Origin of the sequence: Streptomyces nitrosporeus (assembly GCF_008704555.1) — a bacterium.
Lineage (GTDB): Bacteria > Actinomycetota > Actinomycetes > Streptomycetales > Streptomycetaceae > Streptomyces > Streptomyces nitrosporeus.
In genome coordinates, this window is sequence record NZ_CP023702.1 from 4027363 (window position 1) to 4047408 (window position 20046).

General features: G+C 71.8%; 19 protein-coding genes and 1 pseudogene. 19 read left to right on the plus strand and 1 reads right to left on the minus strand.

Features of this window, described 5'->3' with window-relative positions:
- The first annotated feature begins 359 nt into the window (after positions 1–359).
- Both CP967_RS17935 and CP967_RS17940 read left to right on the plus strand, forming a co-directional pair.
- Positions 360–1628 (plus strand): MFS transporter, encoded by a 1269-nt coding sequence (locus CP967_RS17935; protein WP_150488942.1) that lies wholly within the window; start codon positions 360–362, stop codon positions 1626–1628.
- A gap of 72 nt (positions 1629–1700) precedes the next feature.
- On the plus strand, positions 1701–2267 hold the full coding sequence (locus CP967_RS17940) for a YbjN domain-containing protein (RefSeq protein WP_150488943.1): 567 nt from the start codon (positions 1701–1703) through the stop codon (positions 2265–2267).
- Positions 2268–2398: 131 nt separating this feature from the next.
- On the opposite strand, the pseudogene CP967_RS17945 reads toward CP967_RS17940, so the two are convergent.
- A pseudogene (locus CP967_RS17945) lies at positions 2399–2842 on the minus strand (aminotransferase class I/II-fold pyridoxal phosphate-dependent enzyme); the annotation flags it as partial.
- 23 nt (positions 2843–2865) lie between these two features.
- Here CP967_RS17945 and CP967_RS17950 point away from each other — a divergent pair.
- From CP967_RS17950 to alaS, 17 genes are all read left to right on the plus strand, one after another.
- Positions 2866–4314: a recombinase family protein gene (locus CP967_RS17950; RefSeq protein ID WP_150488944.1), complete on the plus strand. Its 1449-nt coding sequence runs from the start codon at positions 2866–2868 to the stop codon at positions 4312–4314.
- Between the two features lie 173 nt (positions 4315–4487).
- Complete coding sequence (locus CP967_RS17955; RefSeq protein ID WP_150488945.1) at positions 4488–4691, plus strand: hypothetical protein; 204 nt, start codon at positions 4488–4490, stop codon at positions 4689–4691.
- 415 nt (positions 4692–5106) lie between these two features.
- A complete protein-coding gene (locus CP967_RS17960) occupies positions 5107–5949 on the plus strand; it encodes a helix-turn-helix domain-containing protein (RefSeq protein ID WP_150488946.1) in 843 nt (280 codons plus the stop codon).
- Positions 5950–5957: 8 nt separating this feature from the next.
- On the plus strand, positions 5958–6647 hold the full coding sequence (locus tag CP967_RS17965; RefSeq protein ID WP_150488947.1) for a zinc finger domain-containing protein: 690 nt from the start codon (positions 5958–5960) through the stop codon (positions 6645–6647).
- Positions 6644–7957 carry a hypothetical protein gene (locus CP967_RS17970; RefSeq protein WP_150488948.1) on the plus strand — a complete coding sequence of 438 codons (1314 nt, stop codon included), beginning with the start codon at positions 6644–6646 and terminating at the stop codon, positions 7955–7957. Before CP967_RS17965 ends, CP967_RS17970 begins: the two co-directional genes overlap by 4 nt.
- Before the next feature lie 187 nt (positions 7958–8144).
- Positions 8145–8639, plus strand: a complete 495-nt coding sequence (gene mobC / locus CP967_RS17975) for a plasmid mobilization relaxosome protein MobC (RefSeq protein WP_308436196.1) — start codon at positions 8145–8147, stop codon at positions 8637–8639.
- Positions 8640–10289: a relaxase/mobilization nuclease domain-containing protein gene (locus CP967_RS34320; RefSeq protein WP_150488949.1), complete on the plus strand. Its 1650-nt coding sequence runs from the start codon at positions 8640–8642 to the stop codon at positions 10287–10289.
- Between the two features lie 65 nt (positions 10290–10354).
- Positions 10355–11212, plus strand: a complete 858-nt coding sequence (locus CP967_RS17985; protein WP_150488950.1) for a ParB/RepB/Spo0J family partition protein — start codon at positions 10355–10357, stop codon at positions 11210–11212.
- A 312-nt stretch (positions 11213–11524) separates the two neighbouring features.
- The gene (locus tag CP967_RS17990) at positions 11525–12754 is read left to right on the plus strand and encodes a helix-turn-helix domain-containing protein (protein WP_150488951.1); all 1230 of its coding nucleotides are present in this window, start codon (positions 11525–11527) and stop codon (positions 12752–12754) included.
- 55 nt (positions 12755–12809) lie between these two features.
- Positions 12810–13256, plus strand: a complete 447-nt coding sequence (locus tag CP967_RS34700) for a hypothetical protein (RefSeq protein WP_229888493.1) — start codon at positions 12810–12812, stop codon at positions 13254–13256.
- On the plus strand, positions 13253–13474 hold the full coding sequence (locus CP967_RS18000; protein WP_150488952.1) for a hypothetical protein: 222 nt from the start codon (positions 13253–13255) through the stop codon (positions 13472–13474). The genes CP967_RS34700 and CP967_RS18000 overlap by 4 nt, the downstream gene beginning before the upstream one ends.
- Before the next feature lie 105 nt (positions 13475–13579).
- Complete coding sequence (locus tag CP967_RS18005; protein WP_150488953.1) at positions 13580–14410, plus strand: aspartyl/asparaginyl beta-hydroxylase domain-containing protein; 831 nt, start codon at positions 13580–13582, stop codon at positions 14408–14410.
- A 50-nt stretch (positions 14411–14460) separates the two neighbouring features.
- Positions 14461–15333 (plus strand): hypothetical protein, encoded by an 873-nt coding sequence (locus CP967_RS18010; protein WP_150488954.1) that lies wholly within the window; start codon positions 14461–14463, stop codon positions 15331–15333.
- Positions 15330–15947: an LOG family protein gene (locus CP967_RS18015; protein WP_229888492.1), complete on the plus strand. Its 618-nt coding sequence runs from the start codon at positions 15330–15332 to the stop codon at positions 15945–15947. Before CP967_RS18010 ends, CP967_RS18015 begins: the two co-directional genes overlap by 4 nt.
- The gene (locus tag CP967_RS18020) at positions 15944–16495 is read left to right on the plus strand and encodes an orotate phosphoribosyltransferase (RefSeq protein ID WP_150488955.1); all 552 of its coding nucleotides are present in this window, start codon (positions 15944–15946) and stop codon (positions 16493–16495) included. Before CP967_RS18015 ends, CP967_RS18020 begins: the two co-directional genes overlap by 4 nt.
- Complete coding sequence (locus CP967_RS18025; RefSeq protein WP_229888491.1) at positions 16492–17145, plus strand: HAD family hydrolase; 654 nt, start codon at positions 16492–16494, stop codon at positions 17143–17145. The genes CP967_RS18020 and CP967_RS18025 overlap by 4 nt, the downstream gene beginning before the upstream one ends.
- A gap of 242 nt (positions 17146–17387) precedes the next feature.
- The gene (gene alaS / locus CP967_RS18030; protein WP_150488956.1) at positions 17388–20039 is read left to right on the plus strand and encodes an alanine--tRNA ligase; all 2652 of its coding nucleotides are present in this window, start codon (positions 17388–17390) and stop codon (positions 20037–20039) included.
- The last annotated feature ends 7 nt before the right edge of the window (positions 20040–20046 follow it).

A 20046-nucleotide genomic window follows, 5' to 3' on the forward strand; every position in this document is an offset into this window, starting at 1 on the left:
GGCCGCGGCACCCAGTGCCCCCGGCCGGGACGCCCGCCGTCCCGGCCGGGGGCACCGCCGTGCGCGGGGACGCGGGACCGCATTGATTCATGCACAGGACACTCATCGCATGCGGGACACCTGGTGCGGGCGCCCGCGAATTTGAGCCGAATATTTCCGGTCCGTGGCTGAATGGCAGGTGCGGTGCGCGGCGTTCCCCTCATTTGTATCGAAGCGATACATACCTGTGCGCTCGGCTGCCGGAGGACCGCAGGGCATCTGATAAACCGGCTTCTCCGCAATATCGGGACACTCTGGACTTCTTTTTAAGGGGCGCTCGGAGGGTATAGCCGGAATTCGGCAGCCGGTAAGGTGCGCGCATGACGGATCGGACGCCTGACGAGATAACCCCGGAGCCGGAGTCGAAGGAACGCGGAAGCGACAATCTCATTCGCCTCGGCGAATTCCGTACTCTGTGGACGGCCTACGTCCAGTCGGTCCTCGGCGACCAGCTGGCCCGGGTGGCGCTCTCGCTGCTCGTCTTCGAGCGCACCGAGTCGGCCGGCTGGACCGCGGCGACCTACGCGCTGACCACGCTGCCCGCCCTGCTGTCCGGAGTGCTCCTCACCGGCCTCGCCGACCGGTTCCCGCGGCGCACCGTCATGATCGGGTGCGACCTGGTGCGCGCCGTCCTCGTCGGACTGATGGCCCTGCCCGGCACCCCGCTGCCCCTGCTGGCCGGGCTGCTGGTCCTGGCGCAGCTGGCCGAGGCGCCCTTCGGCGCCGCCCAGGGCGCCCTCCTGCCGACGGTGCTCGGCAAGCGGTACGAACGCGGGCAGCGCGCCATGCTGATCACGCATCAGGCCGGACAGCTCGCGGGTTTCGCCGGCGGCGGTGTGGTCGTCGTGTGGCTCGGCAGCCACGCCTCCCTCGGGCTGAACGCGCTGACCTTCCTGCTCTCGGCCGTCCTGATCCGTCTCGGGGTGAAGGCGCGTCCCGTCGAGGGCGGTACCGCCGGGCAGAAGCGGGTGCGCACCCAGATCGGCAGCGCCGTCGCCCTGATCTGGTCGGACCGGCGCCTGCGGTCGCTGGTCGCGCTCGGCTGGCTGGCCGGGTTCATCGTGCTGCCGGAAGGGCTCGCCGCGCCGTTCGCCGAGGAGGCGGGCGGCGGACCGGCCTCGGTGGGCCTGCTGCTCGCCGCCCACCCCGCGGGGATGGTGCTGGGGGCCGCTCTGCTGGGCCGTACGGGTGTCCAGGACGCGTGGCGCCGGCGGATGCTCGGGCCGCTGGCCGTCGGAGCGAACGCGCCGCTGCTGCTGTACTGGGCGGGCCCCGGCGTCGGTGGGGCGGTGCTCCTGCTGGTGGTGTCGGGTGTGTTCTCCGCCTACCAGATCACCGCCGGAGCGACCTTCGTCATGCTCACCCCGGCCGGCCAGCGCGGGCAGGCCCTGGGACTGGCCCGGTCGGGGCTGACCGCCATGCAGGGCATCGGCGTGGCCTCGGGCGGTCTGGCCGCGGAGCTGTCCGGCTCGTCCGCGGCCACGATCGGCGGCGCGGGCCTGCTGGGCAGCCTCTGCGCGGTGCTCGTCGCCGTCGCCTGGGCACGGGCGCGCGGAACCGATGCGGGGACGATTCCCCTGAGAGCGTAGGACTACCCGGCGCCGATGGCGGCTAGGGTCGGGAGCAGGAAACCCACGAGCGATCCACAGGAGTACCCAGCGATGTCTATCGACCCGTCCTCGATTCCCAACTTCGGGGGCCAGCGCGAGCCGCAGCCGACAGGACCCGAGGGCCCGGTCGTCCCGGACCAGGACCTCGTCAAGCAGCTTCTCGAGCAGATGGAGCTGAAGTACGTCGTCGACGACGAGGGCGACCTCGCCGCGCCGTGGGAGGAGTTCCGCACGTACTTCATGTTCCGCGGCGAGGCGGAGCAGCAGGTCTTCTCGGTGCGTACGTTCTACGACCGCCCCCACGCCGCGGACCAGCGGCCCGTGCTCCTGGACGCCGTCGACGACTGGAACCGCCGCACCCTGTGGCCCAAGGTCTACACGCACACCCACGAGGGCGAGGACGGCGCGGACGGCTCCGTCCGGCTGATCGGTGAGGCGCAGATGCTCATCGGCACCGGCGTCAGCCTGGAGCACTTCGTCTCCTCCACGGTCAGCTGGGTGCGCGCCTCCATCGAGTTCGACAAGTGGCTCGTGGAGCGTCTGGGCCTGGAGCCCGCGGAGAAGAAGGCCGAGGAGAAGACCGGGGCCGAGGGCACCGAGCAGGCCCCGGAGGCCTGAGCCGGACACCTCACCGCCGGGCCCGGCCGGGCAGCGGTGGCCTCCCACGGCCACCACCCCCGGCCGGGCCCGCCGCGTTCCGGGGGCGGGACGCCGGGCGCGCCGTTTCCGGGGCGGGGCCCTGGGCGGAGTCAGGCGGCGGTGAGCCCCTTCAGCCGGGCGACCGCCTCCTCCAGCACCTCCGTGCGCTTGCAGAAGGCGAAGCGGACGAAGGGCGCGCCCTGGTCCCGGTGGTCGTAGAACACCGCGTTCGGGACGGCGACCACCCCGCACCGCTCCGGCAGCTCCCGGCAGAACTCCACGGCGTCCCGCGTACCGCCCAGCGGGCGGATGTCGGTGGTGACGAAGTACGTCCCCGCGGGCCGGTACACCCCGAAACCCGCCTCGGCCAGGCCCGCGCACAAGAGGTCCCGCTTGGCCCCGAGATCGGCGCGCAGGCCGTCGAAGTAGGTGCCGGGCAGCCGCAGGGCGTCCGCGACCGCGTACTGGAGGGGGCCGCCCGAGACATAGGTCAGGAACTGCTTGGCGGAACGGACGGCGCTCACCAGCGCGGGGCTCGCGGTGACCCAGCCGACTCCTCGTTCGTACACTCATTCGCGTGTCGCGCAACAAGCCCACCAGGGGCAACCCCAGCACCAGCGTCGCCGGTGAGCCGGCGGCGGTCTACTGCCGCATATCCCAGGCGGGCGACGACGACCAGACCGGCGTCGACCGCCAGGAGCGCATCTGCCGCGAGATCGCCGAGCGCCGGGGCCTGGTCATCGACCCCGCCCACGTCTTCGTCGACAACAGCCGCTCGGCTTGGAGCCGCAAGCGGAAGCGGCCCGGCTGGGACCGCCTGCTGGACGAGGCCCGGAGCCGTGGCTTCCGGCACATCATCGCCTACCACCCCGACCGGCTCATGCGGCAGCCCCGGGACCTGGAGGAGCTGCTCCAGGTCTCCGACGACCACGCGATCACCCTTCACGGCGAGGCGAACCGTCGTGACCTCGCCGACCCCGACGACCGCTTCATCCTCCGCATCGAGGTCGCGCACGCCTGCCGCTCCTCGGACGACACCTCGCGGCGGCTGAAGTCCGCGATGCAGGACCGGGCGCGGGAGGGCAAGCCGCAGGGCGGCGTGAGGCGGTTCGGTTACGCCAAGGACGGCATGACGATCGTCGAGGAGGAGGCCGAGATCGTCCGGGAGGTGTTCGACCGCTACCTGAAGGGGGAGGGTCCGGCGCCGATCGCGAAGGACCTGCACAGCCGGGGCATCCGCACGGCTGGCGGCAAGGCGTGGACCGGCGGCACCGTGCGCGCGCTGCTCGACTCCCGGCACGTCGCCGGAATCCGCATGCACCAGGGCGAGGAGATCGGCCCGGGCACCTGGCCCGCGATCATCGACGCGGGCGTGTGGGCGGAGGCGCGGACGCGGCGCGAGTACCGGTCGGCGGTGCACCGGGAGGCGCTCAGCAAGCCCGCGCAGCGCTACTACCTGCTGCGCGGTCTGGTGATGTGCGGACGGTGCGGGACGCTGATGTCCGGCAACCCCAAGGGGACCGGGCCGGTCTACCAGTGCAACCGCCGGGGCCGGAACGACGAGAAGAAGTGCACTCGGTCGATCATGGCCCAGACGCTGGAGGACTTCGTCGTGGACGCCGCGATCGAGCTGCTCGGCAAGCTGCGGGTGGACGGCCGGCTCGCCAGCAGCAACCTCTCCGAGAGCGTGGCTGAGGAGCTGGAGGGCGACCAGCGCCAGCTCGACGAGCTGAACCAGATGTGGACCGCGAAGGAGATCTCCACGGCCGAGTACCGCAAGATGCGCAAGGAGATCACCGACCGCATCGCCAAGGCCCAACGCAAGGTCGTCGTCCGCCCGATGGTGCTCCTGGATGGCCTCACGGGCGCGGGCGCGCGGACCGCCTGGGACGCCGAGGACATGACGGACGAGCGGCGCAACGCGGTGCTGCGGTTCCTCTTCTCCGGGATTGTCATCGACGAGCCGAAGAAGTTCGGCCGGTACATGGACTGGGACCGGATCAGCGTCGAGCAGAACCCGCTGTAGCGGGGCAAGTCGGTGGAATTCACCCCGCCGACCAGGCGATGAAGGGCGCAACATAGCCGACGATCCCCGGTTAGGGAAACCGGGGATTTTCCGGAGCATGGATCCCCCCAGTCGACCTGCCGGCGGCATCACACGCCGGCGGATCGGCGACCGAATGCTGCCCGAGGACGTCCATGCCCCGACACCAGGCCGAACCCGCCGTCATCCAGCCCGTCATCGCCCCCGAGTCAGCCCGCGCCGGCCGTCAGAAGGTGGACTCGGCGAGGGACGCGGCTCTCCAGCGCGTATGCGCGGGTTTCACGACGACGATCAGCCCACAGAGTGCCGCGCGGCTCGCGGACCTGCTCTCCACCTCGACCTACGTCCAAGCGGCCTGACCGAAGCCGGAGGAACGGTCCCGCATCGCGCGGTTCGAGGACGGCCGACACAGGGCCGACAGCGGCTCGCAAGGCAGCCCGACGGCCTCCATCAACCGGTCGCGGCGCATCGACCTACGGCCGCGGAATCACCGCTCAGGACGCGTTCGCCGTGAGCTGTGCGGTTTCTCGGTCGAACGCTGGATCTTCGCGCGCGGATGTGGCTGTCTTGGTGCTGCGCCCGGAGCGCCGGCTCGTGAGAACGGAAACCCCGGCGTGGCCCGAGGAACCCACTGCGGCCGGGCCCCATCGCATCCGCGCCCTCGCGACCCTCGCCGACACGCTCGGTACCGGGGACCGCGCCCCAATCCCACTCCGCGCACGGCCCGAAGAGGCCCGCCGCACCCGCCTGCCCTGAGCAAGGAGCCGCCACCCGATGAGCTACGACGCCCGCGAATGGGTGTGGGACCACAGCAGCAGCAAGGGCACCGCCCGCATGGTCCTCGCCCTGATCGCCGACCGGTGCCTCGACCGCCGCTGCATCGCGTACGCGTCCGTGCCCACCCTCATGAAGCGCGCGAACGCATCCCGTACGGCCGTGCGCGACGCCCTCACGAAGCTGATCGCCAGCGGGGAGCTGACACAGCTCGCGGGCCGCAAGGGACCGCGCGGAGAGACGTACTACCACCTCCCGATCGCCGCCTCCTTCCTCGCCGACCAAGCAGACGAGGGGGACCGGAATTCGGCCCCTCAGGGGGCTCGGATTCCGACCCTTCGGGGGCCAGAATCCGAGCCTGCCGACGCCTTCACAGGGAAGCTGGATAACGGCCCCGGGGAACGGATTCCGACCCCTGGGGGGACCGGATTCCAGCCCTCCGGGGGCGCGGATTCCGACCCCCAGAACGGTAGTGAACCGAAGGTGAACGGTAAGAGCAGCAGCTCTGCCTCCCTCACCGCCGCCGCCCAGTGGGAGATCGACGACGCCACCTGGGCCTGGCTGCGGCACGACGGGCACCTGGCCCGACTCGGCGAGCACGGCCTGCGGGCGGCCGACGAGAAGTGGCGCACCTACCGGACGACGTGGGCACCCCGCCCGGCCGCCGTGTGGGGCGCCGACTGGCGCACGTGGATCGCCCGGGAACGCACTCCCGCCCCGGAGCGGCCGAACCTGCGCGCCCTGCCTGGCGGTGCCGCCCCACTCGCAGGCGGCATGACCCGCGCCGAAGCGCACACCGCCGCCCTCCTCGCAGCCCTCGAAGAACCGACAGGAACGGAGTAACCCACCCCTTGGAACGCCGCGAAGTCGCCGCTGTCCTCGCCTACACCGGCCGCCTCGACCCCCGCACGATCCGTACCGACCCAGGCGAGGCTCGCGACCAGCTCGCCCAGTGGCACGAACTGCTCCACGACGTGCCCTTCGCCACGGACCACGGCTGGGACGTCCGCCGGGCGATACGGACGCACGTCCTCGACTCGCCCTACCCGATCCTGCCCGTGGACGTCGCCCGAGCGTGGCGCGCGTACCGCCGCGACCGTCTCGACCGGCACACCGACCCCACGCCGGCCGCCGACCCGGACAACCCGGCCGCCTGGCGGGCCGAGCTCCTCGGCAGCCGGCAGGCCGTGGCCACCGGAACGGCCGCGCCCTCGACGCACCGACAGCTCACCAGCGGTGGCCCGCACGCCGACGTGGAGGCCCGTCTGCGTGCCATCGGATCGTGCGTCCCACCGACAATCCGCGCCGCGCTCGCCCCCTACCGGCCGGCCCGCGCCGCACGCGAGGCCGCCGTCGCCGCAGGGCTCCCGAACGCCCTCGGCATCTGGTGCCCGTGGTGCCACGCCCGCGCGGGCGAACCCTGCCGCAGCCGACGCGTAGGCCCCGACGGCCGTGCCCGAGGCAACGTGCCCCGCGCCACGTCCCACCCGACGCGCCTCGACCTTGCCGCCGCGGAACGCGCCCGTCAGGAAGCCGCATGATCTTCCCCCTCGAACCCCTGTCCCTGCTCGCGATCGGCACGCTGTTGCTCGCCGCCGCCCTGCTGTTCGCCGGATGGCGTATGTGGCGAGGCCGGAGCCGTACCAGTGGCATGCGGACCGGCACTCCGGCGATCAAGGTCGCGGGCCTGGCGGCAGCCGGCTGCACCGCCTACAGCGCCGACACCAGCTGGCGCTTCGCCGCCGACTACCTGGACATGGGCAGCACCGTCGAGCGCGCCTTCATGTTCGCCACCGCCGAGCTGGCCCTGTTCGCCACCGCGCTGATGGCACGCCAGAACCTCAACGGTCCCGCACGCGCACCGGGCGTGCCCGGCGTCCTGGTTTGGGTGATCACCGGAGTGCAGATCATTCCCGCCTACGCCGAGTTCGGGCTCGTCGGCGGCACCGTGCGCGCCTTCGTGGGGCCGGTCATGGCGGCGATGCTGTGGCACCTGGCCATGGGCATCGAGCTGCGCCACCGTACACCCCAGGCTGCCTCGCGCGGTCTGACCGCCGTCCTCGTCCGGCAGACGCGCGAACGGCTGCTGGCGCGGCTGGGCATCGCCGACCAGGATGCGGACGCCGCCCGGCTCATACGCGAGCGCGCGCTGAGCGACGCCGTCGCCCTGATCCTCCGCGCCGAATCGATGACCGACGGGCAACGCGGCACGCTGCGGGGCCGGCGCCTGTCCCACCGCCTGCACGAGGCACTGGAGCGGGCTGACGTCGACGGAGACCCGCTCCAGGACGAGTTGCTGCTGCGCAAGCTCGCCACCCGCAAGCAGGCCCTCGACCTCGCCTCCCTCACCCTGCCCCCGCGCTGGCACGCCCCAGTCCCGAACGCCGCCGGCGGTTCCGGGCAGAGCCGTCCGCGGGCAGGCTCTCCGAAGCGGGCGAAGGCGACGGGCGGCCTGCCCGCATCCGATTCGGGCGACGAGGACACTCACCGGGCAGCCCGCCCGCAATCCGCTCGCCCGCAACCCGGCACCCGTCTTCGCCCGAGTGCGGAGCGCCCGCAGCGGCCCGTCCCCGCACCCGTCAGCCCGGAACCGAAATCGGGCGACGGACCTGGAGCTGACCCGGGCAAAACCACGAAGCCGAAGCAGCCTGGACGAAAGCCCGAATTGCCGTGGGACGTCCTCGTCGCCTACGCCCATCGCGTCCATCAGGAAACCGGGCGCCTCTCACGCGACCGCCTGGAAGACGCCGTGCGCGCCGACGGGCACAGCATCGCCAGCGACCGCGCTGCCGAGGTCACCCGAGCCGTCAAGGCGGAGCTGAAGACCGCTCGCGCCGACCATCCCCACTGAGAGGGCCCACGTCGATGGTCCTCGCCTCTCGTCACCCCGCACTTCAAGAAAGGTCATGATGCACGAGCACGTCACTCCCACACCCTCCTGCCAGCAGCAGTCGTCCACCACCCCTGCCCCGGGCGGAGCAAGGTATGGCGTTGGACCGTCCAAGGGCCGGTCCAACGCGGAAGCCTCCGCCCGGGGGGTGGCGGAGGCAGCACCCCGGCGCGAGGGCGCACCGGGGAAGGGGGTCTCGCGTGCCGCCGACGAGGCCGCGCTGCGCCGAATCGCCCGCCGCCGCGCCCGCCAGGACGTGCAGCGCAAGGAGCGCGTCGACGTCCGCTACAGCGTCGACGAGAAGCAGGCGATCCTCGACGAAGCCCATCGCCTCGGTTTGGCCGGCGCGCACCTCGTCGGCGCCATCGTCATGGCCCACCTGAACGGCGACCTCGCCCTGCCCGAGCAGCGCACCCCCGTCGACGACCTGATCGACGAGTACGCCGCCCTGCGCAAGCAGGTCTCCAGGGTCGGCACGAATGCGAACCAGATCGCCAAACGCCTCAACGAAGGCGGGACGACACACCCCATGGACGCCGCTGTGCTTGCCGAGGCCGGACGGCTGGCGGCCTTGGTCCAGGAGACGGTGACAGCTGTCGACGACACCGCCATCGTGGCCGCCGCAAACCGTTGGGCGGCCTGATTGATCGCGAACATCGTCAAGCCCGGCCACAAAACCCGGGGCGTCCTGAGCTACCTCTACGGGCCCGGCCGCGCCAACGAGCACACCGACCCGCACCTCGTCGCCGCGTGGGACGACTTCGTCCCCGACCCCGGCCGCAATCCCACCGCCACACTCACCCAGCTTGCCGACGTCCTCGACCTGCGGGTCAAGCAGGCCGGCCCGAAGGCGCCGAGGAACCACGTCTGGCACTGCTCGATCCGCGCCGCGCCCGAAGACCGCCATCTGACCGACGACGAGTGGGCCACCATCGCCCGCCGCGTCCTGGACGCCACCGGCATCGCCCCGGCCGGCGACCCCGACGCCTGCCGCTGGGTCGCCGTCCGCCATGCCGACGACCACATCCACATCGTCGCCACCAAGGTCCGGGGAGACCTCCGCCCGCCGAGGAACTGGAACGACTTCCTGCGCGCCGACAAGGAACTCGTGGCCATTGAGAAGGAGTACGGGCTCCGCCAGGTCCCGCGCGGCGACCGCACCGCCGCCAAGCGCCCCACCCGAGCCGAACAGGAGAAGGCCCAACGCATCGGCCGAGCCACAACCGCCCGCGAACGCCTGCGTACCACCGCCCGCACCCTCCTCGCAGCAGCCACGAACCCGGAGGAGTTCTTCCGCCTCCTCGAAGGCTCCGGAACTCTCGTGGAGATTCAGCGATTCCCGTCCGGCGACATCCGTGGCTACAAGGTCGCCCTCGCCGGCGACACCAACAAGGACGGCCAGCCCGTCTGGTTCTCCGGCTCCACCCTCGCCCCCGACCTCTCCTACCCCAAGATCCGCGAACGCCTCACCGCCACCGACACCAGTCCAGCGACACCGTTCGAGTCCCATGCTTGGCGTCGCCTCGCCCAGGCCACCGACCGAGTGCCCGAGCTCCTCGACCACAGCGAGGACGAGGCCGGACAGGCGCACATCACCGTGCTCGCCGAAACCCTCGACGTCCTACCCCTGGCCGCCCCTCCGGCCCTGCGGCCCGGACTCCTGCAGGCAGCCACCGCCTTCGAGCGGGCCAGCCGTTCCCGCATCCGGGCCCAGTACCAGCAGGCTCAGGCCACCCGCCGGGCGGTGAAGGCGATCCTGCGGGAACCCGCCCCGAAGGACGGAGCCCTGCTCGCGGTCCTCGTCGACGCCGTTCTGCTGGCGGTCGTGGCCGCGCAGCACTGGCACCGCACCCGTGGCCACAACCAACAGGCGGAGGCCGCACGGCAGGCAGCCGAGCATCTCCGGGCCGCGTACCAGGTCGCGGCCGCAGAGCCGCTGGCCGTGATCCACCGGCGAGGAACCGAGCTGCCCGAGTGGCTTCGTCTCCAGCAGGCGGCCACCGTGCGCCGAGCGCTCCCGGATCAGGCCGAACAGATCCTCGCCGAGCCCGGCTGGCCCGCCCTCGCAGCCACCCTCGCCCAAGCCGGCACCGCCGGCCACAACCCCGCCGCCCTCCTCACCGAAGCCACCGCCCAACGAGAACTCGACACCGCCACCAGCGTCAGCGAAGTCCTCACCTGGCGACTACACCGCCTCGCCGACCTGACGCAACGCACCACCAGCCGTGCCCAGGCACCCCAGTCGGCTCCCTACCGTCCCGTCCGCACCGACCAGCAGCGCCGCACGCGCTGAACCCCACCCCACCATCCGACAAGGAGCACACCCTGAAGATCCACCCCACCGCCAGCATGTTCCCGATGCTCAGCCAGGACGAGCTGCTCGACCTCGCCGAGTCCATCAAGACCGAAGGCCAGCACAGGCCGATCGTTCTTGACGCCGATGGTGTCCTCCTCGACGGCCGCAACCGCCTCGCCGCCTGCGAGATCGCCGGCATCGAGCCTCGCTTCACCACCTACACCGGCAGCAACCCCACGGCGCTGATCCTCTCCAACAACGTGTTCCGCCGGCACATGAGCAAGGGCCAGGAAGCCATGATCACCGCCATGGCCTGTTCCGTTTCGGGATGCTCCCTGCGCGACCTGGCCAAATCCCACGGCCTCAGCCGCACCCGCCTCTCCGCCGCCAACGTCGTCCTCAAGTACGCCCCCGAGCTCGCCGAACAGGTCCGCATCGGCGCCTTCCCGCTGGACGCCGCCTACGAGGCCGCGCTTGAAAGCAAGGCCAAGGCCGCAGCCATTCAGGAGAAGCGCGACCGCCTCGCCGATCACGCCCCCGACCTCGCCAGGCAGGTCAGCGGCGGCCACCTCGCCCTCGACGACGCCATCGCCACCCTGGAGGAACGGCAGAAGCAGACCCGCATCCGGAAGCAGATCGCCGAGGCCGACGCGTTCCGTATCGCCGACGGACACACGGCGCCGCCCCTGGCCCAACTCGCCACGCAGGGAGACATCACCTGGAACCAGGCCCACCAGTACATCACCCAGCGCCGGACCGCCATCCACCACACCCAGCAGGCCATCGAACAGGCTGCCCAGCACTGGATCACGATCCGGACCCTCATACCCCGCCCCGACACCGCCTTCGCCCGCGAAGTCCACGCCGGCCTCTCATCCGAAGCCCGGGAACTGACCGCCCACCTCACCCCACTCACCTGACACGAAGCGCGCCTCGGGCCCAGGTCCAGAAGGCCCGGGCCCGAGGCGCGTAGTCATCAGCGGGCCGAGAAGGGTTCCGCCGCACGTCGTGTCCCGAAACGGAACAGCGAAGGCGTTCACTCTCGGGACATCCGCCTCGTGCCCCGACAGAACACGGCGGCTCCTGCGCACAGAGAGCGCAGCCCTGAGCCGCTCCTGCCCGGCAACTTCCCCACGCGCAGGCGGCGTCCTGGGTACCGTGCTGGTGACGAACTCTGTACGGACAGCCCGGCGCCCCCCGCACGGCCGTCCGGCGGTTGGGGAGGTGTCCTGATGCTGGAGGAAGCCGAGGAGATCGGCCGACGCGTCCGCAGGGCGAGGCTACGCCTCGGGATGCCACAGGCGGACCTCGCGACGGCCCTGGGGAAGTCGCAGGGCTGGGTGTCCAAGATGGAGCGCGGCCTGATCGAGCTGGACCGGGTCGGGCTGCTCAACCAGGTCGCCGCCGAGCTGCACGTCCACCCGAACGACCTGATCGGGCGCCCGTACAGCAGCTCTCCGGACGACAACCAGTGGCAGATCGCTGCCTCGTCGATCCTGCGTGAGCTGCGCCGTTACGACCTCGCCCCCGTCTTCGACGGGACGCCGAGGCCGGCGCCGCAGCTGTGGCGGGAGGTGACGCGGCTCCACCGTCTCCGGGACACCGCCTCGAACGTGGCGATCCTCCGCGTCCTGCCCGACCTGTTCCGCGAGGCGCGGGCTCTGGCCGAGGCGTCGGAGGGGCACGAGCGGGAGGAGGCGTACGCGATCTACGCGGTGTGCTGCAAGTTCGCCCACACCGCCGCCCACTCCCTCGGCCACCCGGAGCTGGTCGCGATGGCCTGTGAGCGGGCCGCATGGTCGGCCCGGCTGTCGGGGGATCCCGTGCTGCCCGCGGTCGCAGACTGGATGCGGGTCTGGGACATGTGGGCGACGGCCGACTGGGCGGACGCGCTGACGCTCTCGGACAAGGCGATCGGGTCGGTGCAGCAGGCGTACGAACACGGCGACCCGCTGGCTGTACGGGCCTGGGGCACGCTCCAGCTCCGGGCAGCGGTCTCGGCCGCCCGCGCCGGGCGCGCGTCCGAAGCGGAGGACCGGATCGGGTACGCGAAGGACGCCGCCGAGCGGATGGATGCGTACGCCGGAGTGCCGGTGTACGACCGGCACTCGCTGACGTTCTCCGCCGGGAACGTGCAGATCCACGCGATCAGCGTGGCCCTGGAGATGGGCGAGCAGGGCAAGGCCCTGGAGATCAACCGCCGCACGAGCCCGGAGCTGGTGGGCGCGCTCCCCAACTCCCGGCAGGGGCACCACCACATGGACATCGCGCGGGCCTGGCTGTGGGACGGCAACCGGGACAAGGCCCTCGTCGAGCTGGAGACCGCCGAGCGGATCGCGCCCCAGCTCGTACGGAACCACCCCATCGCCCGCTCCACGCTCCGGAGCATCGTCTACGCCGAACGGGCAGCCACGCGTGAGAAGTTGCGGCGCATGTCCGACCGCTTTCACCTGGACGGATAGGGGTCGTATTCCTCCGGCTCATATTCGGGGTCGCGGCCGTCCCTAACTTCGGGGCATGACCGGACGACGCACTCCCCATCTCCCTTCCCAGGAAGCCGAGTTACGTACGGCGGCTCCTTTCGTACCCCGGCTCGGTGACCTCGCCGCCGACACCGCTCACAGCGGTCGTGTCGGCGTCGTGGTCACCCTCCCCGGTGAGGACTCCGCCACCACCTACCACCTGCGCCCACCCGGCGGCGGACCCACCTGGTCCGCGTCGGCGGATGGCTCCACGCTGCTTCCGGTGCCCGCGCAGATCACGCACGCCACCTTGCTGCCCCACCGGGACGCGGTCTACGACCCGCGCACCCGCCAGGGCTCGGTGCCCGTCGTGTTCCACCTCTCGGACGGATCGACACGCGAGGGCGCTCTCGTCCTCGCTCCGGCGGAACTGGAACGGCTGCACGCCGAGACCGGTCGTCTCCTGGCCAGCCACGAGAAGGCCACCGGCGACCGCGCATGAGCAGGTCCCGCCACCGCCGACCCGCCACTCCCGCCCACGCTCTCGTACGGGCTGATCGCAGCAGCCGGTTCGCCCTGACGTTCCTCGCCCTCGCCGGCCTGGCCGGGCCCGCCTGGGCCCTGCGGTCCCAGGCCGACCAGCTCCTCGGCTCCCCTGCCCGCAGGGCTGCCGTGGCTATGCCGGAAGCGTTTCCGCTCCCCCGCACCACCGACCGCTGAACGGCCCTCCGCCGAGGAGACCCGGAGCCTCCCCGTACCGCTCCCGCACCACTCGGCGGAGGGCGACCAGCCATGTACTCCTCCGACACGCGAAAGGTCAATCCGATGGACACCTTGACCGCCCTTGCCGGGCAGATCGCCCAGCTCGACGCTGTCGACCCCGCTCAGCTGGAGCGGATGCGCCACGAGGCCCTGACGGCCCCGGCGCCCTGGAAGGCCGAGTACAGCGCCTACCAGTCGGGAGGCTGGTGGACGACGTCGTTGATGAACGCGTCCGGCGACGCCGTCGACGTGACGATCGGCGACTGCACGGCCAGGCCGACCGACCTGCTGGCGCAGATGCCGGCCACCGCCGCCCTGCTGACCGAACTCGGCCTGAACTACATGTGGGTGCGGCTCGCCCGGCTGGAGGCCAACGCCTTCCTGTGGGAGCACCGCGACTACGACGAGCTCGACCAGGTCGAGCGGCACCGGCTGCACATCCCCCTGCACACCAACACGTCGGCGTTCCTCGTCACCGGCGGCACGAAGGTGCACATGACCGGCGGGCGGATCTGGCGGCTGACACCGACGTACGCCCACGGGGTGTGCAACCTGCTGGGCCCGGACCGGATCCACCTGATCGCCGACGTGTACGCCGACGACGCCTACCGGCTCCTCGCCCGCCGGCCCACGCTCCACTCCGGCTCCGCCGAGCCGCTGCCCCCGGCCGGTCCGGCAGTCATCGCCGAACGGCTCCAGGCCGCCCGTGGCATGGCCGGCCTCGGCTACACGGACGCGGCCGAGCGGATGCTGCTGCGGCTCTTCTACACGTACGCGCTTCCCGAGGGAGCGGTCTACGACCTGATCGCCGAACTGCACACCTCGCTCGGCAACGAAGAGGCCGCCACGCGCTGGACGTCGGCCAAGCGCCGCCTCCTCGCCCTCACGGCCTGACCGACCCGGCCCACACGGCCCTCACGCCGACATTCGATCGGAGGACGCACGTGCCCACCCTGCACCTGGCGGAACTCACCTTCGCCAACCGCCCGTCCCAGCTCCCGCTGCTGTCCCGGCTCGCCGACATCCTGGCCACCTCGCCGTCGGTCACGCACCTGATGGTGCGCGGGTCGCTGGCCCACGGCACCGCCGACCGCCTCTCGGACGTCGACTTCGTCGTCGGTGTCCAGGACGCCGACCTGCCCTCGTTCGTCGAGGCCCTGGACGACCTGATGTCCATCGAGGCCGGCGCCCTGCTGCCCGGCTGGCGCGACACGATCGTCGCCGACCTGGGCGGAGTCGGCATGGTCTTCCTCGTCCCGGACGAGGGGCACCTGCACCAGATCGACCTCTACCTCGCGCCCGCGTCGCGCATCCCACGCCTACGGGCGACGGTCGCCACCGCGTTACTCCTCGACCGCGAGCCGGCCATCGCCCCGGCCGAGGGAACGGTGGCTGCCGAGCGGTTCGCGGCCGAGTTCCTCGCCCGGCCCCGTACCTGCTCAGAGCTGCTCATCGAGCACCTGGTGCTGGCCGTGCTGCTGCACAAGCGCATCAAGCGGGGCCAGCGGTTCGTCGCCTACTCCGAGTGGCACCGCCTCCACACCGCGACGAAGGACCTGATCAAGACGGCCCTGGCACCCAGCTCGCGGTTCTGGGGCTGGTACCAGCTGCGCGAGGAGATCGCCGTCACCCCGATCGGCCGGGTCTGCCTCGGCGATCTGGAGGCCGCGATCAGCGGACCGGCCGTCCCCCTCGCCGCTGATGTGGACGCGGCCGTCGAGCGGACGCTCGCCCTGGTCGAGCGGGCCTGCCCCGAGGCGCTGAGCGGACTGGAGAGCCCGATCGCCGCGTATCGCACCTACCTGGAGCTGATGTGAACGCGCTCCACCTCGCGGGCCCGGCCTCCGACCGGGCCCGCGAGGGTCTGACCGCCGTCTTCTTCGGCGGGGTCCGTCCCGCCTCCTGCGAGGAGGAGAAGCTGGCCGAGGAGATCGGCCGGGCCCTGGCCCAGGCCGGCTACTCCCTCCTGCACGGCGGCTACAACGGCCTGATGGAGGCCGCCGCGCGCGGGGCCGCCTCCGAAGGAGCCCTGGTCACCGCGGTGACCCTGATCAGCAAGCACGACGAGTGGGGCGCGTTCAACCCGCACGCCACCACATCCGTCCGCCTGCCCGACCTCGGCACCCGGCTCAACCACTACCTGGACCACGCCGACCTGGTCGTCGCCATGGGCGGAGGCATCGGCACTCTCCACGAGCTGACCGCCGCCGTCTACTACGCGACGACCATCCGGCCCGTACCGATCTTCCTCGCCGGGCCGACCGCCCAGCGCCTGCTCGCCTTCCTACGCGAGGAGAAGTGGCTGTACGAGACCCCGACCCGGCCCCTCGGATTCCTCAGCACCGCCGAGTCCGCCGAGGTCTTCCGCGACCGCCTCGCCGCTCTCGACACGCTCGACACGCTCGATACGGCACCGATCGGAGGAGCATGACCACCAGCACCCGGCTGCCCGACCTCACCGTCCGGCTCGCCGAAACCGCCCTCGTCACGGCCCCCTTCCACCTCTCCGACGGCGGGAGGATCGACAGCTACTTCGACGAGTACCGTCTGGCCGCCGATCCCGAGCTCCTGCGCGACACCGCCGCCGCCATGGCCGCCCTCGTCCCCAGCGACGCCCAGCTGCTGGCCGGGATCGAGCTCGGGGGTGTCCCTCTCGTCGTCGCCCTGTCCGCCGCGACCGGGCTGCCCGCCGTGTTCGTGCGCCGCCGCCCGAAGGGATACGGCTCCCGACGGCAGATCGAGGGCGCTACCTTCATCGGCCGACGGACCGTGCTCGTCGATGACGTGGTCCGCTCCGGCGGGCAGCTGCTCGCCATGGCCCGCACCTTGCGGATCGCCGGAGCGCCGGTCGCCGACGCGCTGTGCGTCCTTGAGCGCCCACTGGGCGGCCGGGCACTGCTGGCCGAGCACAACGTCACCCTCCACTCCCTGCTCACCGAGGATGACCTGGTCGTATCGCAGACGGGTGACCCGTCGTGAAGCGGGCTGTGCTGTTCGACCTCGACGGCGTCCTCGTCGACAGCCGCCACGCCCAGCTCGCCACACTGGCGGGCTTCGCGACCTCCGCCCTCGGTAGACGTGTCACCATCGCCGACCTGCCGGCCGGGGCCGCGACCATCCCGCGCGAGCACGTGCTCGCCGAGCTCGGCTACGCCGGGGCGATCAACCCGGACAGCTGGGACGCGGCGACGGCCACCGCCACCCTCACCGCCGAGGTGTTCCCGTTCGTGGCCGGCACGCTCGCCGCGCTGCGCGCCGCCGACGTCGGCACCGGCATCGTGACCCTGCGAAGCCGCCAGCGGGTCGACTGGTTTCTGCCGCCCAACATCCTCGGTCTGATCGACGTCGTCGTCTGCTACGAGGACGCGGCACCGAAGCCCGCGCCGGACGGCCTCCTGCTCGCCCTCGACAAGCTCGGCGTGTCACCCGGCGACGCCGTGTTCATCGGGGACATGGAGTCCGACATGCACGCGGCCCGCGCGGCCGGCGTGACGCCGATCGGTTCCGGCTGGGGCTTCTCCGGCCCGTCGACGCTCACCCGGGCCGGCGCCGCCGTCGTGCTCCCCCACGCCGACGACCTCGCCGGAACGCTCCTGTCCCTGACGGGCACCGGGCGGCGGGGCGCATAAATCGAAGCGATCTTGACTCCGGACCCGCTACGCTGGGTGGCGCAGTCGCAGCGGACCGTTGCGTCCGGTGACGGCTGCGCCACCTGAGACAACGGATCTGGAGTCATGGTCTACACCGTGGGGGCGCGAGCTATCTGCGTCGAGCTGGAGAACTGAGAACCCCTCAGTCCCTGTTCTCGGCCCGGCTCGGCGTGTGATCGACCCCCATCTCTCCACGACTCTTCCGTGAGGGCCACACCACCATGCGCTCGACGCAGATCCGCTCCACCTTCCTGGACTTCTTCACCTCGCGCGGCCACCGCCAGGTCCCGTCCAGCCCGCTCATCCCGTCCGATCCGACGCTGCTGCTCGCCAACGCCGGCATGAACCAGTTCAAGCCGTACTTCCTCGGCGAGGTCACCCCGGACTTCCCCCGCGCCACCACCATCCAGAAGTGCGCCCGCACCTCCGACATCGACAACGTCGGCCGGACCAACCGGCACGCCACGTTCTTCGAGATGATGGGCAACTTCTCCTTCGGCGACTACTTCAAGGCCGACGCCATCGCCTTCGCCTGGGAACTCCTCACCCAGGGCTACAACCTGGAGAAGGACCGCCTCTGGATCACCGTCTACCAGGACGACGACGAAGCCGAACAGCTCTGGCGGAAGGTCGGCGTCCCCGCCGAGCGCATCCAGCGCCTGGGCATGGAGGACAACTTCTGGTCCATGGGCGTCCCCGGCCCGTGCGGTCCCTGCTCGGAGGTCAACTACGACCGGGGACCGGCCTTCGGCCGCGAGGGCGGACCGGCCGTCGACGGCGAGCGGTACGTGGAGATCTGGAACCTCGTCTTCATGCAGTACCAGCGCGGCGAGGGCGACGGGAAGGGCGACTTCCCGATCCTCGGTGACCTCGCCCAGCAGAGCATCGACACCGGCCTCGGCCTCGACCGCCTGGCCGCGATCCTCCAGGACGTCGAGAACGTCTGCGGCACCGACCTCCTCCACCCCACCCTCACCACGGTCCAGGAACTCGCCGGCCGCGACTACCCCGGCAGCGGCGAGGAGAAGGTCTCCTTCCAGGTCGTCGCCGAGCACGCCCGCTCGATCGCGTACCTGATCGCCGACGGCGTCCTGCCCGCCAAGGACGGCCGCGGGTATGTCCTGCGCCGCCTGATGCGCCGCGCGATCCGCCACGCCCGCCTGCTCGGCATCGACCAGCCCGTCCTCGCCCCGGCCACCGCCAGCGTCATCGGCAACCTCGGCGACGTCTGGCCCGAGCTGACCGCCCAGGCCGCCCTCATCGAGCAGGTCGTCACCGCCGAGGAGGAGTCCTTCACCCGCACCCTCGCCCAGGGCACCCGGCTCCTCAACGCCGCCATCACCCGCAGCCGCGACAACCGGTCCACGACCCTCACCGGAGACACCGCCTTCGAGCTCCACGACACCTTCGGCTTCCCCGTCGAGCTCACCATCGAAGCCGCCCGAGACGCCGGCCTCACCGTCGACGAGAACCGCTTCACCGACCTGCTCACCGAGCAGCAGCGCCGTGCCAAGGCTGGTGGCAAGGCCAAAACCGCCGAGGCCCTGCGCCGCCAGGACGCCTACCGCGAACTGTCCGCCCGCCACGGCCGTACCGACTTCGTCGGCTACGACCGCCTCGATGCCGAGGCCACCGTCCTCGGCGTCGTCTCCGACGGTACGGTCGTGCCGGGCGCCGACCAGGGCACCAGCGTCGAACTGGTCCTGGACCGCAGCCCGTTCTACGCCGAGTCCGGCGGCCAGGTAGGCGACACCGGCACCATCTGCACCGCCGACGGCGCGCTCCTGGAGGTCCTGGACACCAAGCTCGGCCTGGAGGGCTTCCACGTCCACACGGTCCGCGTCGCCGAAGGCGAGATCCGCACCGGGCAGCAGGCCGAAGCCCTCGTGAACGGCACCCGCCGCGAGGCCGTCGCCCGCTCCCACTCCGCCACCCACGTGCTGCACGCCATGCTCCGCCGAACCCTCGGCGCCCACGCCCGCCAGCACGGCTCCCTCGTCGACGCCGGCCGCCTCCGCTTCGACTTCGCCCACTTCTCCGCCGTCGACCGCCCCCAGCTCGCCGCCATCGAGACCCTCGTCAACGACAGCCTCCTCGCCGACCCCGAGGTACGCGTCTGGCACGCCTCACGCGCCGAAGCCGAGGCCGCCGGGGCGACCGCCCTGTTCGGCGAGAAGTACGGCGACCACGTCCGCATCGTCGACATCGGCGACTTCTCCCGCGAGCTCTGCGGCGGCACCCACATCGGCCACGGCTCCAACGCCGGCCCCGTCCGCATCGTCGGCGAAGCCTCCATCGGCTCCAACCTCCGCCGCATCGAAGCCCTCACCGGCCGCGACGCCCTCGACTACTACGACACCGAGCGCCGCCTCCTCGAAGAGCTCTCCGCCCTCCTCGGCACCCGCCCCCAGGACGCCCCCGACGCCCTCCGCAAGCGCCTCGACGCCCTCGCCTCCGCCGAGCGGGAGCTCAGCCGCCTCCGCGAGGCCGAGCTGCGCGACCGCGCCCAGCAGCTCGCCGCCTCCGCCCGCGCGGTTGCCGGCGGCCGGATCGTCGCCAAGAAGGTGACCGGACTCGGCCCGGACGAGCTCCGTACCCTCGCCCAGCACACCACCAGCCACCTCGACACAGGCCACGCCATCGTCGTCCTGGGCACCGAGCACCAGGGCAAGGCCCTGCTGGCCGCCGCCATCACCCGCAGCCTGCACGACACCGGTATCGACGCCAGCCGCATCCTCATCCCGGCCGCCCGCACGGTCGGCGGTGGAGCTGGCGGCAAGGGCCCCGTCGCCAGCGCCGGCGGCCGCCGCACCGAAGCCCTGGACGAGGCGCTCACGATTGCTGCTCAGGATGCCGCCCGCGCCCTCGGTTAGTAGCCGA

Bases quoted from the DNA above. Each gene is read 5' to 3' on its own strand.
- CP967_RS17935 (WP_150488942.1), top strand. From the start codon at position 360: ATGACGGATCGGACGCCTGACGAGATAACCCCGGAGCCGGAGTCGAAG.
- CP967_RS17940 (WP_150488943.1), top strand. From the start codon at position 1,701: ATGTCTATCGACCCGTCCTCGATTCCCAACTTCGGGGGCCAGCGCGAG.
- CP967_RS17955 (WP_150488945.1), top strand. From the start codon at position 4,488: ATGCCCCGACACCAGGCCGAACCCGCCGTCATCCAGCCCGTCATCGCC.
- CP967_RS17960 (WP_150488946.1), top strand. From the start codon at position 5,107: ATGAGCTACGACGCCCGCGAATGGGTGTGGGACCACAGCAGCAGCAAG.
- CP967_RS17970 (WP_150488948.1), top strand. From the start codon at position 6,644: ATGATCTTCCCCCTCGAACCCCTGTCCCTGCTCGCGATCGGCACGCTG.
- CP967_RS17985 (WP_150488950.1), top strand. From the start codon at position 10,355: ATGCTCAGCCAGGACGAGCTGCTCGACCTCGCCGAGTCCATCAAGACC.
- CP967_RS17990 (WP_150488951.1), top strand. From the start codon at position 11,525: ATGCTGGAGGAAGCCGAGGAGATCGGCCGACGCGTCCGCAGGGCGAGG.
- CP967_RS34700 (WP_229888493.1), top strand. From the start codon at position 12,810: ATGACCGGACGACGCACTCCCCATCTCCCTTCCCAGGAAGCCGAGTTA.
- CP967_RS18000 (WP_150488952.1), top strand. From the start codon at position 13,253: ATGAGCAGGTCCCGCCACCGCCGACCCGCCACTCCCGCCCACGCTCTC.
- CP967_RS18005 (WP_150488953.1), top strand. From the start codon at position 13,580: ATGGACACCTTGACCGCCCTTGCCGGGCAGATCGCCCAGCTCGACGCT.
- CP967_RS18020 (WP_150488955.1), top strand. From the start codon at position 15,944: ATGACCACCAGCACCCGGCTGCCCGACCTCACCGTCCGGCTCGCCGAA.
- alaS (WP_150488956.1), top strand. From the start codon at position 17,388: ATGCGCTCGACGCAGATCCGCTCCACCTTCCTGGACTTCTTCACCTCG.